Genomic DNA, 14589 nt, shown 5'->3' with positions numbered 1-14589 from the left:
ACAGAGTAAAACTTTTTTTACCTTTAGTACGTCATTTTTTACATAAGGTCAAATTTATCATACTAAGTAATAAGTCATGGATTATCGTGAAAACAAGAATTGGGTCAACATGCTGGCAGCTATTATAGTACCAGCAGTCTATTTCTTCTTTATTTTTCAAGACTCGCCACAAGAAGGGTTAAACACGGATGAACTGCTCAAATTTTGGGGCAAGCAAATGATGGTGTACATACTAGTGGCCATTGGAGTTAGAATAGGAATTGAAATATTATACGCCATAATCTATTCAGCCATAACAAAAGAGGCTGTTCCGAAGACAGACGAAAGAGACAGGCTCATAGAGCTTAAATCCAAGAACATCAGCCAAATCATTTTCATCTTCGGGATTATTGCCGGAATGGGTGCTCTGGCTATGGAAAAGTCTGTCAACAGTTTCTTTTTAGCATTTTTAATTGGAGGCGTTATTTCAGAGCTAGTTGAAAACACCATCCAACTGGTTTACTATAAAAGAGGATTTTAATGGCGAAGTATAAGATCGAAAATAAGATAAGAACGCTTCGCTTTATGAACGATGAAATGACACAGCAACAGTTAGCGGATAAGGTAGATGTATCTCGTCAAACTATTGTGGCCATAGAAAAGGGAAAGTACTCTCCTACCCTTGAGTTGGCCTTTAAAATAGCGCAGGTCTTTCAGGTTCCTTTGCATGAAGTTTTTTCCTACGAGCCCGAGGTAAAGTAAATCAAGACACATGAAAGCGTATATCAGGAAAAAATACGGTGGGCCAAACAAGCTGCAATTGCTTGATTTTCAAAAGCCCAGCCCGAAAGAAGATGAGTTACTAGTTAAGGTGGTTGCAACATCTGTTAATCCAGCAGATTGGCGTGTAATGCGTGGCACACCATACATGATTCGCCTGATGATGGGAGTATTTAAACCTAAAAACCCCTTCATTGGAGCAGATGTTTCTGGCATAGTAGAAAAGGTTGGCAGCAAGGTAACTCAGTTTAAACCAGGAGATGAAGTTTTTACTGATGTAATGGGTACTGGAGCAGGTGCTTTTGCCGAATATGTTTGTGTAAAAGCATCGCACTGGGTTAGAAAGCCTCAAGAAGTAAGTCATAAAGAAGCCGCTGCAACTCCCTTAGCAGGAATTACAGCATGGCAAGGCCTCAATGATATTGGCAAACTCCAAAATGGTCAACAGGTCTTGATTAATGGTGCTTCTGGCGGAGTAGGAACATTTGCGGTTCAGATAGCTAAGCATATTGAGGCTCATATTACAGCCGTTTGTAGCACTTCTAAAGTGGAAATGGTAAGGTCATTAGGTGCTGATGTTGTTATTGATTACAAGAAGAATGATTACCGAAAGTTAAATCAACAATTCGATCTGATTTTTGATGCAGTAGGCAATGTTAGCCCATCTATAGCCAAGCGTTTGCTTAAGCCAAGTGGCATTTGTGTAATGGTTGGCTGGAGTGGTTTTGGTCACTTCATTGGCTTTAGTCTAGGAAAGCTCTGGCTCTCTAAGGCTTCTGATAAAAAATTAGAATCGTTCACAGCAAAAATGAAAACTGAAGACCTTTCATTATTAGCAGAACTAATAGCTACCAATAAGTTAACACCCGTTGTATCAGACCATTATAATTTCACAGAATTACCAGCAGCTATTGCTTTTCAAGAGAGAGGTCATGCAGCAGGAAAAGTAATAGTAACGGTCTCGGAGTAGCACAGCTCAGCCGAGGAAATAGTGACTTCAGCCAAGAAAATATCCGCTTCGGTAAGTCATTTATGGAACTAAAAAGAAAAGAATAGAGATTACATTAAAATATCAACTCAACAACACCGATGAAACTCTTAATATTCAAAACTAATATTGCCAACGAGAGCAGAATCAAGAAGGTCAACGCACTGCTCGCTTATAACCCAGGTTTAATGGATTGGTCTATCGACATGGAAGACCGAGATAAGGTGCTTCGCATAGAGGCTGAAGACCAAGTAGATGAATCTGACGTAATGGAAATTGTCAACTCTTGGGGCGTAGAATGCTATAGTATGGAGGATTGAGCTTGTAATGCATTAATGCCATGATTGTTCTAAATTGAATGGTTATTAGAACACATCATGGCTAATACATACACACAAGTACATATTCAGGTGGTTTTTGCAGTTAAAAATCGAAGTAGTTTGATTCATGCCACTTGGGAAGATGCTCTTTTTCGTTACATCACTGGTATCATTCAAAATCATGGTCATCGAGTATTGCAGGTTAATGGAATGCCAGATCATGTTCATATTTTATTCGGAATGAAGCCAGATCAGGCCTTGTCTGACTTAATAAAGCAGGTCAAACAAGATTCTTCTAAGTGGATCAATCAACAAGGGTATGTTAAAGGCAGGTTTTCATGGCAAGCAGGCTATGGCGCATTCTCATATAGCAAATCGCAGATTCCTAGGGTGGTTAGGTATATCCAAAATCAGAAAGAGCACCACAAAAAGAAAACGTTCCGAGAGGAGTATCTTGAATTCCTTAAGGCCTTTGAGATAGATTTTAACGAGGGCTATATTTTTAACGAGGTGTAATGTGATGTACCTAAAGGCACATTAAAAACAACTTTTGCATCTAATGATTCTACCGAGATGTAGTCCCTAGCGAGACAAAAAAATTACATAGATTAAATTGATATCTCACCCTATAAGGTATATTGACGAAAGGACTGTCACCTCCTTTAATGACAGAAAAAAGAAAGCAATATCCGATGCCAGTCTAAGCCGAATTCAACCCAACAAACTCTGCAAGCTTAACCCCTTTAGAGGTTAAACATTGGTGAAATTCGGATTATACGATACCCGATTTATTCCTTTAGTTAGAAAACAAATGTGATGTACCTAAAGGCACATGCTGGTCGAAAAACAATTATAGCTACCGACATGTGATCCCTAAAGGGACATGGTTGCATCCTATTATCTTTTTCTCAAAACACCCACGATTGTTAATAGAATCAGTGCATGCTCATTAAAACTAAATACGCTTAAGAGAACAAGACAACCATACCCCGTTAGGGGTTAAACATCGGTAGACCTGAAGATTGCAGGATATACCATTTGTGCCTTTAGGTACAAAACCCAAACTTGCATTATGTTATGTACCTAAAGGCACATTAACAAATTTCTCTGTTATCAAAGAGCTACCGAGGTATAGTCCCTAAAGGGACATAAGAGTTATACAGGCTGACTCGGCAGTTGGCTTTATAATATATTTACCGACAGACTGTAATTTCTCTAAAGTAGCCGAAATCAGGAGAAAGTAGTATCTAGCGCCAGTCTAAGCGGAATTCAACCCAACAAACTCTGCAAAATTCACCCCGTTAGGGGGTAAAACATTGGTGAAAATGGGAGTCTACGACATACGGTTTGTGCCTTTAGGTACAAAACATGATGGTTATCACAACACCTCTATCCTATTTCTGTGCAGCTCAATTTTATCTTCTCGTTCCAATTTTTTTAGGAGGCGAGAAACCACTACCCTTGACGTATTCAATTCCTGAGCAATTTGCTCGTGGGTTTTGTTGATGACGAATGATCCTGTGCTCTGCTTTTTGTCAAGCAGATACTTCATTAGCCTCTGATCCATATTCATAAAGGCTATGCCATCCACCGTGTTCAGCATTTCATCGAACCGATCGTGATAGGAATCGAAAATGAACTTTCGAAACGATCGGTACTTCACCATCCAAGTATCAATGTAGTGCATAGAAACCATCCAAAGTGTGGCGTCTTCCTCCGCCACTACTTTGAATTCTGAAATTTGTGTACCTAAACAGCACGAGATAGACATGGCACAGGCATCGCCTCCTTCAAGGTAATAAAGGAAAATCTCTCTACCCTCTTTGTCTTCACGCATTACCCGAAGAGTTCCATTAATTACCAAAGGCATCTCTTTAGCCTCCATACCTGGCTCAATTAAAGGTTGTCCTTCACGGACTTTTAAAAAACGACCAGTGTTAACGATCTCTTCGATCAATTGACCTTCAAGACCTACCTGTTCAAGTGCATCAGTTACTATTTTCATTGACCTCCATTGGGAACCTCTTTTCTAAGGTTCAATATTTCTTTATCTATTGTCCAAAGTCCCATACCATCTTCACCAATGATATCGAACAATTCTACAGCCCTTCTGGCTAAGGTTTCTTCTTCTCTTTGTTCTTCAACATACCAATTCAAGAAACTCATGGTAGTGTAATCCTTAATTTTATAACAATGATCTACAATGTTATTGATGGAAACAGTTACCTCAATTTCGTGATTCAGAATCTCTTCGAACACCTCTTTTAACGAACTAAAATGATGTTTAAGCTCTGTGATATCTGGCTGAATAGCATGCCCTCCGGCATCGTTGATATAATGAAAAAGCTTTAACATATGCTGTCTCTCTTCTTCAGAGTGCATATAGAGAAATTTGGCAGAGTTTTCATAGCCTGTCATTTCACACCACGAAGCCATAGAAAGATAGGCTGCCGAAGAAAGCGCCTCCATTCTAATCTGATCGTTCAACAACTTCTCTGTATCTTCTGTAAGCGATCTTTTCGCTGTTACTTTCTGTCTTTCCATAATTATAGATTTGGTTCATTAATGTAGTTCACAGCAAGCTAAATACTGTACTCTAACGACAATTTTTAATGAAAAAGAGTGCCGTCTTCACTCCAATTTAAATCTAAACCAAATCAAGACTAAATGCTTTGCACTGCGACTCAGTTAAACAGGCACACCCTTCATCATTTTATTCCAATACAGATATGGCAACATGTATTTTTTAAGCATCCATAACCTCCAATGCTCTTTAGAAGAGTCGAATACAAGCATCTTCTTTAGCTGCGGATCTGGTAAGAAGTTATTCTTATAGTCGAACTCGGCCAATACCATTTTACCATAACCAGTAACTAATGGACATGAGGAGTAACCATTGTATTTCATGTCTGTGATACTCTTAGCCTCCATAAGCTTTAGAATGTTGGCTACCACTATTGGAGCTTGTTTTCTAATGGCTGCTCCAGTCTTGGCAGTAGGAAGACCTGCAGCATCTCCCAGACCAAAGATGTTCTGATAATTTACATGCTGGAGGGTTTCAATATTCACATCCAACCAACCAGCCTCATTCGCTAGAGAAGAGCTTTTCACAAAGTCTGGAGCGGTTTGAGGTGGAGCCAAGTGCAGCATATCATAAGGCATTACTGTTGAGTATGTGCCTTCTGTTCGCTCTTGCAAAACATTGCCTTCGTTTACAATACAGTTATTCTCTTCGGGGTTGACACTTTTGAAGGTAACCTCCCTATTACTAGCATCGATTTTAACAGGTGCATAGAAGGGTTTAAAGTGAATCCCATATCTATGAATAACCTTCATTAAAGTTTTAGCAATAGCAGGAACACCAAAGATGACGGTACCTGGAGTAGCAAAGACTACATTTGTGTTATCTAGAATCCCTTCTTTTCTGAAATGATCTGCCGCTAAGTAGCAAATTTTCTGAGGAGCACCTCCACATTTAATGGGTGTTTTTGGTTGGGTAAAAATGGCGTTACCACCCTTAAAGTTCTTCAAAACCGTCCAAGTATGCAGCGGATCAGTGTAATTACTGCATACGACATCTCGGTCTAAAGCCTCGGTTAGGCCATCAATCAAGCTAGTATCAATTTTAATACCTGGTGCTACTACCAAAAAATCGTAGGTTATGGAATTTCCCTCAGCAGTAACTACAATGTTTTCTTCGGGTTTGAACTCGCTAGCCGACTCTTTTATCCAGTGGACTCCTGGCGGAATCAGCCCCTTCATTGGTCTGGCGGTTTTTTGGTAGTCGTAGGCATTTGCCCCGACCAAGGTCCATGCTGGTTGATAGTAATGGGTGTCTGCAGGTTCGATAATTGCCACATCTAAATCTCTTTTCGCTCGTTTGAGCTGAGCAGAGACCATGATTCCGGCAGTACCTCCTCCAATGACCAATACTTGATGATGAGAACTCATTTGTTTTAGGTTTAATAGTGGACAAATAGGGTTCTAAAAAGAACACAGTAAGTTTAGCTATTCCCTAAAAACTCGAGTGTTACTTTAGTTACACAGGCAGGTGACTCTCATCAGACAGCATCTGGCCTCTAATTCTGGTTGGCAGGTGTGTAATTAAAATCTAGATAAGGCTTTCCTGCAGCCCAAAGCAATTCAAGTTTGGCTTTTTCAATAGACACCTGTTGTTTGATTAGCTTAATTCTGGCCTCCAGGAGCTTATCTTGCTGAAAGTTGATTTTAAATAAATCACTCTCTCCTAAAGTAAGGTTCAATAGTTCGGCCTCTAGTAACCGCTGATAATTACTTACGGAAGTTTCTAAAAAACTGAGCATCTGCTGGCCATTCACCATTTCAAAATACGCCCCCTCAATTTCATTCACTATCTCTTGTTGAACGAACCTACTCTCTAAACCCGTTTGATCTATTTTTATTCGGGTCTGCTTTAGCTTGGCTCTTTCTTTCCTTAAGAAAAGTGGAAATTCAACTTCTAAACCGAACTTGTAATTGTTACCTAAGTCTATATCTGAAAACTCTCCATTATAATTAATGGGCGAGTTAATGAGGTTGTAATTTAAGTCTACCCTCGGCTTCAGGTTTTCCTTTGCTAACCTTTCATCTACTCCCAGTTGATCTAGTTTTAAACTATACTTTTGCAACTCAGGATGGTTTTCTACAGCAAACAACATTAGGCTATCTAACTGCTCGGCTGGCTGTTGAAAAGCCACACCCCAGATTGGTGCCACGTTATCCTGAATTTCCAGAGGCTCTTCATTTTCGCCCCATAAATAATTAGAGAGTACTAAGCCAGCACGTTTAAAGCCAATCAAAGCAGCCTGCCTATCGGCACTTCTATTTTGGAAGGTAATAGCAGCCTGAACAGTATCTACAGCCGCAACTTCACCAAACTCAAAATCTAGCTTTACACGCCTATAAATCTCCTCAGATATGGTTAAACTCTGGTCTACAAACCTAAACTCGAAATAATTGTAGTACCAATCCCAATAAGCTTTTACCGCAGATAGCAGCACCTTGTTGATCATTTTAATGCGCTCGGCTTCTGTAATTTGAGCGAACAATTCGGCTTGTTGAACTGCGGCCCGCCTCTGGTCAATGAACAACCCTCTACCCACTGGCAAACTTACCCCTGCTGTTACCTGCCTGAAATCTTCATCCTCAGAAATGTTTCTTTCCGGGTTAAGATAGTATCCTCTATTTCTGTCTACACTAATTTTAGGGTCTATGGGAAACCAAAGAGGCACTTTCAATGTGGTATTGAATATGTCGTAGTACTCGGTATCCTTATAGTTTTTCACATCCCAATTACTAGTCAGTTTTGGGTCGAAAGCACCCTTAGCTAAGCGAATCTCTTGTCTAGCATTCTCGGGCATTAAGTCGGCCTGTTTTACCACCGGGTGATTGGCCAGAATAATCTTCACATAGTCTTCTAAAGCAAAGATCTGTACAGAGTCTGCTGGCTCAACAATCTCATCGATGCTAGTCACACTAATCTGCTCTTGCGCATGGACCAAGTTTATACTCAGGCCAAGGCATAAAAGAACGAGGTATTTTAAGTTGTTCAGCATACTACTTTTTGCCTTCTTCTTTTTTAAGAACTGATTCTTCTGGTGCAGAATACAAACTAGGAGGGAATCCATTTAACTGTCGCCAGATTTCGTACCATACTGGCACGTTGTCTAGCATTACCCAACCCTTAGTTCCCGAACCAATGCGCAACTGTTCTGGCCATGGCTCCTCTTCCGGGTCTGGTGTAACCAGAATCCTGAACTCCCCATTCACCGAGTTTACTCTATCTATTACCTGCACTACTCCGCCAAAAGTACCGACAGAAACGCTTGGCCAACCTGAAAACTGCAAGGCAGGCCATCCATCGAATTCAATTCTGGCCTTTCTACCCTTTTGAATCAGCGGCACATCCATTGCCCTCACGTACATTTCTACAGCCAGTTGAGGGTTTTCTGGCATTACCTGAGCTACAGACTCTCCCTCTTTGATAGTTTCTCCAACACCTGCCTTCATGGCTTTTACCACATAACCACTTTGCGGAGCAATTAACTGGTAATTACTGGTTCTGATTTCATAATTGGAATATTGATTCTCTAGCTTAGCCAAAGCCGCTTCTGCTTCAAAAACCTCTGCAGTGGTATTATTAAGGTCAGATCTGGCCTTACTGATTTTGTCTTGATACTCTGCCTGAACGCCTGAAATATTCACCTGCGCATTAATTACCTCGGTCTTAGACTCCAGAAACTTGTTCTCGGAACTTACCAGCTTCATTTTGGACTCCTGAAACTTAGACTCCAGTTCCTGAAACTTTGTCAAAGCAATGTTTCCTGCATCAAACCTCTTCTTATTTCGTTCAAAAATATTCTCTTGGTTAGCAAACCTCACCTTCTCCGCTTCAAAGTCTACACTATCGCTTGTGAGCTTAAACCTAGCTTGTTGCAGCTTGTTTTTTGCCTGCTCGAATTTGGCCACTTGTAGTTTTTCAAGCGCTTCAATTTGTTGCTCTAAGGCTTCTACTTTGTCTTTCTTAGCCTCAATCCCCTGCTTCTTAGCCTCAATTTGCTGAGCAGTTCTGTTGAGTAATTGAGGATCGAAGTAATCGTCTTTTACTTCAGAAAGTGAGAGAATGGTATCACCTTTCTCTACAAACTGGCCTTCGGTAATATGCCAAGCTTCTATTCTACCTGCTATTGCAGACTGAATAGACTGTGGCCTTTCACCAGGTGAAAAAGCAGTAATTTTACCCGTAGCTCTAATGTTTTGTTGCCATGGAAAAAACAATAGAATGAAGAACAGCAACGACACTCCAACTAGTACTTTTGCTACCACCTTACCCGCTCCTGGGGTTTTTAGCGTTTTGAACAAAATACTCTTTTGCTCAATCATTTCGTTGTCCTTATTGTCAGATATATTCAACATTAGACTAATCGTTAACTAGTTCACTCAAATACCCTGCAGCTAGTAATTCTTTATAATTGCTGTCTGCTTTAATTCTTCCATCATCCATAATAACCACCCTGTCGCAAGCTGAAAGAACTGCCGGATCGTTTGAGACTATTACCACTGTGCACACACTCATTTCCATTACCAGATTAATAAGCCGCTCTTTCTCCGTACGCTGAAAACCATTGAAGTAATCATTCAGAATCATCAGCTTTGGCTTTTTAACTAAGCAACGGGCTAGAATCAGTTTATTGACAAAGGAGGTGGAAAAGCCTTTTCCGCCACTAAGCATATGCGTATTCATTCCGTTTGGTAGCATATTAACCTTGTCTTGCAAACCTACTTGCTGAATGGCTTCTACGGCATCACTGACCGAAACCTGAGGTTTACCAACTGTGACATTATCCAAAATGCTTCCCTCGAAAATATCCTCTTGAGAAACATTCTTGGCTATTTTGTCTCGCAGGTTAGTATAGTCTAAGTCTCTCAAACTATAGCCATTAATGGTTACCAATCCTTTATAATTATGGTTAAGACCAGAAAGTGTATTGGTAAGGGTTGTTTTGCCAGAATCGTTAGGGCCAGCAATACACAACTTCGTTCCACAAGAAATGGAAAGGTTAATATCTTTAAGTGCTAAGCCATCTGAATTCGGATATGAGTAATTGAGCTGTTTAACATCTATTGTAAAACCTCTATCAACATCTTCTTTTCTAAGGTCTATTCCCCCTACTTTCTCAAGTGGCAAGTCTGTAACTTGACTAATTTTATCTACCGCAGTGAGCATATCGTAAACCACATCCATGTAGGTAATGATTTTCTCTACGGAATTAAGAATTAGGATAATAATAACCTCTGAAGCTACAAACTGACCTAGCGTTATCTCCCTGCTAATAACCAATGACGTACCAATAATGAGCAAACCGCCCGTAATTGCTGCCTTAAAAAGCACTATGTACCCATATTGCGTAAGCAGCACTCGGAAGTGCGTTCTTCTATTCAGTAAGTAGCTATTTACGTTGAACTCTGTTTTCTTGATTGGTAAGTTAGTATTACCTGAAATTTTGAAAGAGTTGAGCACTCTAGCAATCTCTTCGAGCCAATAAACCACTTTGTACTTATACTTAGACTCTTGAATGGAAGAGTGCAAACCTTTGGGACCGGTTAATCGGAAGATTAAGACCAAAATAAGAATGAGTACCATTCCGAAGAACACAAAGAATGGGTGATAGAACGAAAGCAGCAGCAAGCCAAAAACAATCTGAATAGTACCAGACATTAAATCGCCCAACAACTTAGGCAACCCTTTCTGAATGGTCAAAACATCGAAAAAGCGATTAACCAACTCAGGTGTATGTAAATTACTCAGCGACTCTACCTTCATTCTTGGAATTCGGAAGGTAAACTCAAGTGCTGCTTTGGTAAATATTCTTCGCTGGATATACTCCAGAATGGTCATCTGCATTATTTGCAAACCACCTGCTGCCAGAATACCCAAAAGTACCAAGCCAATAAGTAAGTAAATGGAGCTAAACACCACTCCACCCGATACTAACTCTACTGTAGCTTGAATACCCAATGGTAGCGTAAGTGATACAATACCCACAAATGCGGCATAAATAAACACATAGAGAATATCTTTTTTCTCTTCACCTAAAAGCCTAAGCAGTCTTTTTACTGGAGAAAGGTCTTTTGGTTTTTCGTCTTCATCGTGTTCCGAAACCAAGCTTTTGTAGCTAAAAGCCCCCATCATTACCAGTTCGCCTTTTTCATTTTTGATCAGGCTATCCTTTACATCTTCCAGTGTAACTTCCTCAGTATCGCTATCATGCACTAGGTACACGCAAGTTTTACCCTTCTTCCCTTTAGAGATAATAACTGGTAAAAAACCATCGGTAGATGTTGTAAGCGCTATAATTGGAATATTTACATCGGCTATGAATGCCTCAAACTCCTGATCTTCCAATACCTGATCAAGCAAAACCACCCTCACCTTATTGGCCGATTCTAGTAAATCTCTTTTGAATTCGTAAGACTCATCTATGGAGTAGATTCTGGTACCCACTTGAAGGTCTTGATAAAGCGCATCTTCTATGCTCTCGCCTAAAAGCAGCTTTACCTCTTTAATTGTATTAGCAATATGCTGATTTGTCATTTTACTTCTGAATGGCTTTTAAGACTAAACTGTGGATGAACTCGAAATTGCGTGAATACACTTCTTCGTGAGCATCTTTATGGTCTGTTAATGAAGGAAGGTGTTCCGCAAAAAACACTTGTTGATGAGCGGCCTGCAAGCAAGTGCTAATCAGTGAATGTGAAAATGGGTACTTTGGATTAATTTCAGACACAATATCCGCTATACGTCCGCATAAAGACTTATAACCTTTAAAGAGCCCAAATTTGTTATCATGATCTACCTGTTTAGTAAGATAAGTCTTCTCCGACTCATTTATTACAATGCGCTGAAGTGCGGTTTCATCTACATCTGGAAAGGAGTTATCGTAGCATTTTTTCTCTGTAATGAGCTTCATTGCTTTTTCCAGACGTTCATAAGGATCTTTGATATTATTAGTGGCAAAATCGATTTTATACTCCATCCATGTCCAGTACCAAGTGATGAGGTAAACTAGCAGCTTGTGCTTGTTCTCGAAGTATCTATAGATAGAAGCCTCTGTAGACTCAATTGCTACCGAGAGTTTTTTGAAAGTAAATCCTTCCAAACCCAATTCATCGATCAGCTGGATTGAATGACGAACGATCTTCTGACCCAGTTCGGTATCTTGAGGGTCTTTCAGATACAGATTATCGTTCATCTGTAACTTAAGCAGGGTGGTCATAGATTCAGTTTGTTAATCTAACTTTACTAAATAATAGTAATACTATCAGCAAAGATAGGTACACAACGGAACCACTTGAGAAAATGTTCAGTTACTGGCGATTTTTTTTTCTAGAATGAAGCAAAAAAAATGAGACACTCCCCAGTGTCTCATCTCCGTATTTTTACAAATACCCCCAAATAACAAAAGCGGGGGACGATTGCTCGCCCCCACTCACCCTGTCTCAAGTTGACTTGGGACAGCGTGCCAAGATACTGTTCAGAGCCAGACTCAATGGTTACCCAAATCATCTATCTCCTTTCAGCTTCGCCTATATTACCAGTACATCGTACTCGTAAAAGGTGAATTTTGCAGCTCTTTTGCGCTTAGCGCTGAATCATCTCTTACTCAGAGAAACCCCTTTCGGAGCATCATCCTTCCATTGAAGGTTGAAAAACCGTTTCCAGTCTGACTCATCCCACACCTGAAGGTGCAGTAGTCATGGCTTTCACCATAACCTGTTTCAATTCTTTGGCCTGCCTTAATCACTTTCAGCAGAAAGATTTTTTAAAACGTCTTTGATTACTCCCTTTCAAGTAGTGATCATGCCTATAGAGCGCGTCCCTGAAAAGCCACCCTCTATATTTTCCAATGCTGGAAAATCAGTTTTGAAACTTTAGCTGTTTCAGATTTACCTAAGTAAACCCTTTCATTACACTTTTTCAGGCTTCCCCTGAAGAGAGATTGAAGCATTGCTTCAGCTCTTTATCCCTCACTTGGTATTTCTAAAGTAGAGTTAATAATTTTACACCCCAAACTCGTAACATCTTAGTTTTCAACAAGTTTCCCACTCTCTAATTCACATCATTATCCACAGGGTTTTCCACAGAGTTATACACACTTCCTTATTATTCAACGACTTAGCCTACCCTCTACTATAAGCCAATTCTCTCAAGACTTTCATTAAGAAGATGGAAGCAGATAATGCCATTTGAGTCATTTTCACTAAAATTGCAGCCTAATTGAAACGGTTATGAGCGAAAACGAAAAAAGGGAATCTTTGAACTTTATTGAACAAATGATTGAGGACGATTTGGCCTCTGGAAAAAACTCATTTGTCCAGACCCGTTTTCCTCCTGAACCAAACGGTTACCTACACATCGGCCACGCCAAGTCTATTGTTTTGAACTTCGGCCTAGCCGAAAAGTACAATGGCAAATGCAACCTTAGGTTTGACGACACCAACCCTGAAAAGGAAAGCACTGAGTACGTTAATGCCATTATTGAAGACATTAAATGGCTGGGATACGACTATGGCGAAAAAGCTTTATTTACCTCTGACTATTTTGATACGCTGTATGAATACGCTATTAAACTGATCAAAAAAGGCAAAGCCTATGTAGACCATCAATCGGCCGAAGAAATTAGCGCAGGCAAAACCAACCCTACTATTCCGGGCATTGAGAGCCCTTACAGAAATAACTCTGTAGAGCAAAACCTGGAGGAGTTTGAGAAAATGCGTGCTGGTGAATATGCCGAAGGAAGCTGCGTACTACGCGCTAAAATCGATATGACCTCGCCAAACATGCACATGCGCGACCCGATCATTTACCGAATTAAAAAGGTAGCGCATCACCGCACTGGCGACAAATGGTGTATTTATCCGAATTACGATTTTGCGCACGGCCAGTCAGACTCTATTGAAAACGTGACTTACAGTTTGTGTACGTTAGAGTTTCGTGACCACAAACCTCTTTACGATTGGTTGATTGACGAATTGGAGATTTTCCCATCGAAACAAACCGAGTTTGCACGATTGAACCTCAGTTATACCATTGTGAGTAAACGGAAGCTACTACAACTGGTAAACGATGGCCATGTAGCCGGCTGGGACGATCCGCGCATGCCAACTATTTCGGCTTTGAGAAGAAGAGGTTTTACGCCAGACTCTTTAAAGAAATTTGCACACAAAGTGGGTGTTGCCCGTAGAGATGGCATTACCGATGTTGCCCTTCTGGAACATAGTGTGCGCGAAGACCTGAACAAAAAAGCCAACCGTGTTTTCGGAATTCAGAATCCACTAAAAGTGGTTATTACCAACTGGCCAGAGGATAAGGAAGAGATAATGCAGGCCGTGAACAATCCGGAAGATGAAACTGCCGGAACCCGCGACATGCCATTTACACGCGAGCTTTACATAGAGCAAGACGACTTCTTGGAGAACCCACCTTCGCCACGTAAGTGGTTCCGTTTGGGACCAGACCGTGAGGTGCGCTTAAAGTACGGTTACATTGTAAAATGTACGGGCTTTAAAAAGGCTGATGATGGAAGCATAGAAGAGATTTACTGCGAGTACGACCCAGAAACCAAAAGTGGACAAGACACTAGCGGTAAGAAAGTAAAAGGTACGCTCGGTTGGGTCTCTGCCAAGCATGCGGTAGAAGCTGAAATCAGATTGTATGACAGGCTTTTCAAAACTGAAAACCTAAATACTATTGATGATGATTTCATTAACCACTTAAACCCTGACTCGCTTACCATTGTACCAAATGCCTTGGTAGAACCATCACTGAAGGATGCGAAAGCGGGCGATCAATTCCAGTTTGAACGCCAGGGCTACTTTATTGTTGACAAAGAATCGACAGACGACAAATTGGTGTTTAACCGCACCGTAACCCTCCGAGATAATTGGAGTAAGAAATAATTTAGAAAAGGAGCTTCGGCTCCTTTTTTTGTTTCTCAATACTAA

At 40.5% G+C, this 14589-nt stretch carries 13 protein-coding genes; 6 read left to right on the top strand and 7 right to left on the bottom strand.

Features of this window, described 5'->3' with window-relative positions; translation table 11 throughout:
* Positions 1 to 76 precede the first annotated feature (76 nt).
* From AWW68_RS18790 to tnpA, 5 genes are all read left to right on the top strand, one after another.
* Positions 77 to 520, top strand: coding sequence for a hypothetical protein (locus AWW68_RS18790; RefSeq protein WP_068224949.1), 444 nt, complete (start codon positions 77 to 79; stop codon positions 518 to 520).
* A complete protein-coding gene (locus AWW68_RS18785; RefSeq protein WP_068224947.1) occupies positions 520 to 741 on the top strand; it encodes a helix-turn-helix transcriptional regulator in 222 nt (73 codons plus the stop codon). Before AWW68_RS18790 ends, AWW68_RS18785 begins: the two co-directional genes overlap by 1 nt.
* Positions 742 to 751: 10 nt before the next feature.
* Positions 752 to 1729, top strand: a complete 978-nt coding sequence (locus AWW68_RS18780; protein WP_068224946.1) for an NAD(P)-dependent alcohol dehydrogenase — start codon at positions 752 to 754, stop codon at positions 1727 to 1729.
* A 119-nt stretch (positions 1730 to 1848) separates the two neighbouring features.
* Positions 1849 to 2067, top strand: coding sequence for a hypothetical protein (locus AWW68_RS18775; RefSeq protein ID WP_068224944.1), 219 nt, complete (start codon positions 1849 to 1851; stop codon positions 2065 to 2067).
* Positions 2068 to 2124: 57 nt separating this feature from the next.
* On the top strand, positions 2125 to 2583 hold the full coding sequence (tnpA, locus tag AWW68_RS18770; RefSeq protein ID WP_068224942.1) for an IS200/IS605 family transposase: 459 nt from the start codon (positions 2125 to 2127) through the stop codon (positions 2581 to 2583).
* 862 nt (positions 2584 to 3445) lie between these two features.
* Here the strand turns inward: tnpA and AWW68_RS18765 are convergent.
* The 7 genes from AWW68_RS18765 to AWW68_RS18735 form a co-directional block, all read right to left on the bottom strand.
* Entirely contained in the window at positions 3446 to 4072 is a 627-nt protein-coding gene (locus AWW68_RS18765; protein WP_068224941.1) for a Crp/Fnr family transcriptional regulator, read from the bottom strand.
* Positions 4069 to 4611 carry a ferritin gene (locus AWW68_RS18760; RefSeq protein ID WP_068224939.1) on the bottom strand — a complete coding sequence of 181 codons (543 nt, stop codon included), beginning with the start codon at positions 4609 to 4611 and terminating at the stop codon, positions 4069 to 4071. The genes AWW68_RS18765 and AWW68_RS18760 overlap by 4 nt, the downstream gene beginning before the upstream one ends.
* Positions 4612 to 4755: 144 nt before the next feature.
* Positions 4756 to 6018 (bottom strand): NAD(P)/FAD-dependent oxidoreductase, encoded by a 1263-nt coding sequence (locus AWW68_RS18755; protein WP_068224938.1) that lies wholly within the window; start codon positions 6016 to 6018, stop codon positions 4756 to 4758.
* A gap of 128 nt (positions 6019 to 6146) precedes the next feature.
* Positions 6147 to 7640 (bottom strand): TolC family protein, encoded by a 1494-nt coding sequence (locus AWW68_RS18750; RefSeq protein ID WP_068224936.1) that lies wholly within the window; start codon positions 7638 to 7640, stop codon positions 6147 to 6149.
* 1 nt (position 7641) lies between these two features.
* The gene (locus AWW68_RS18745; protein ID WP_068224934.1) at positions 7642 to 9000 is read right to left on the bottom strand and encodes an HlyD family secretion protein; all 1359 of its coding nucleotides are present in this window, start codon (positions 8998 to 9000) and stop codon (positions 7642 to 7644) included.
* Between the two features lie 4 nt (positions 9001 to 9004).
* Positions 9005 to 11179, bottom strand: a complete 2175-nt coding sequence (locus tag AWW68_RS18740; RefSeq protein ID WP_068224932.1) for a peptidase domain-containing ABC transporter — start codon at positions 11177 to 11179, stop codon at positions 9005 to 9007.
* A gap of 1 nt (position 11180) precedes the next feature.
* The gene (locus AWW68_RS18735) at positions 11181 to 11837 is read right to left on the bottom strand and encodes a TetR/AcrR family transcriptional regulator (RefSeq protein ID WP_245660273.1); all 657 of its coding nucleotides are present in this window, start codon (positions 11835 to 11837) and stop codon (positions 11181 to 11183) included.
* A 1036-nt stretch (positions 11838 to 12873) separates the two neighbouring features.
* Between AWW68_RS18735 and AWW68_RS18730 the strand changes: the two genes are divergently transcribed.
* Positions 12874 to 14544, top strand: coding sequence for a glutamine--tRNA ligase/YqeY domain fusion protein (locus tag AWW68_RS18730; RefSeq protein ID WP_068224925.1), 1671 nt, complete (start codon positions 12874 to 12876; stop codon positions 14542 to 14544).
* Positions 14545 to 14589 lie beyond the last annotated feature (45 nt).

The sequence above is a fragment of the Roseivirga spongicola genome (assembly GCF_001592965.1).
Taxonomy (GTDB): Bacteria; Bacteroidota; Bacteroidia; order Cytophagales; family Cyclobacteriaceae; genus Roseivirga; species Roseivirga spongicola.
This window is presented reverse-complemented; position numbering and strand designations above follow the sequence as displayed.

Coding starts and splice junctions, on each gene's coding strand:
- AWW68_RS18760 (WP_068224939.1), bottom strand. CDS start 4,611: ATGGAAAGACAGAAAGTAACAGCGAAAAGATCGCTTACAGAAGATACA.
- AWW68_RS18740 (WP_068224932.1), bottom strand. CDS start 11,179: ATGACAAATCAGCATATTGCTAATACAATTAAAGAGGTAAAGCTGCTT.
- AWW68_RS18735 (WP_245660273.1), bottom strand. CDS start 11,837: ATGAACGATAATCTGTATCTGAAAGACCCTCAAGATACCGAACTGGGT.
- AWW68_RS18730 (WP_068224925.1), top strand. CDS start 12,874: ATGAGCGAAAACGAAAAAAGGGAATCTTTGAACTTTATTGAACAAATG.
- AWW68_RS18750 (WP_068224936.1), bottom strand. CDS start 7,640: ATGCTGAACAACTTAAAATACCTCGTTCTTTTATGCCTTGGCCTGAGT.
- tnpA (WP_068224942.1), top strand. CDS start 2,125: ATGGCTAATACATACACACAAGTACATATTCAGGTGGTTTTTGCAGTT.
- AWW68_RS18785 (WP_068224947.1), top strand. CDS start 520: ATGGCGAAGTATAAGATCGAAAATAAGATAAGAACGCTTCGCTTTATG.
- AWW68_RS18755 (WP_068224938.1), bottom strand. CDS start 6,018: ATGAGTTCTCATCATCAAGTATTGGTCATTGGAGGAGGTACTGCCGGA.
- AWW68_RS18780 (WP_068224946.1), top strand. CDS start 752: ATGAAAGCGTATATCAGGAAAAAATACGGTGGGCCAAACAAGCTGCAA.
- AWW68_RS18745 (WP_068224934.1), bottom strand. CDS start 9,000: ATGTTGAATATATCTGACAATAAGGACAACGAAATGATTGAGCAAAAG.
- AWW68_RS18775 (WP_068224944.1), top strand. CDS start 1,849: ATGAAACTCTTAATATTCAAAACTAATATTGCCAACGAGAGCAGAATC.
- AWW68_RS18765 (WP_068224941.1), bottom strand. CDS start 4,072: ATGAAAATAGTAACTGATGCACTTGAACAGGTAGGTCTTGAAGGTCAA.
- AWW68_RS18790 (WP_068224949.1), top strand. CDS start 77: ATGGATTATCGTGAAAACAAGAATTGGGTCAACATGCTGGCAGCTATT.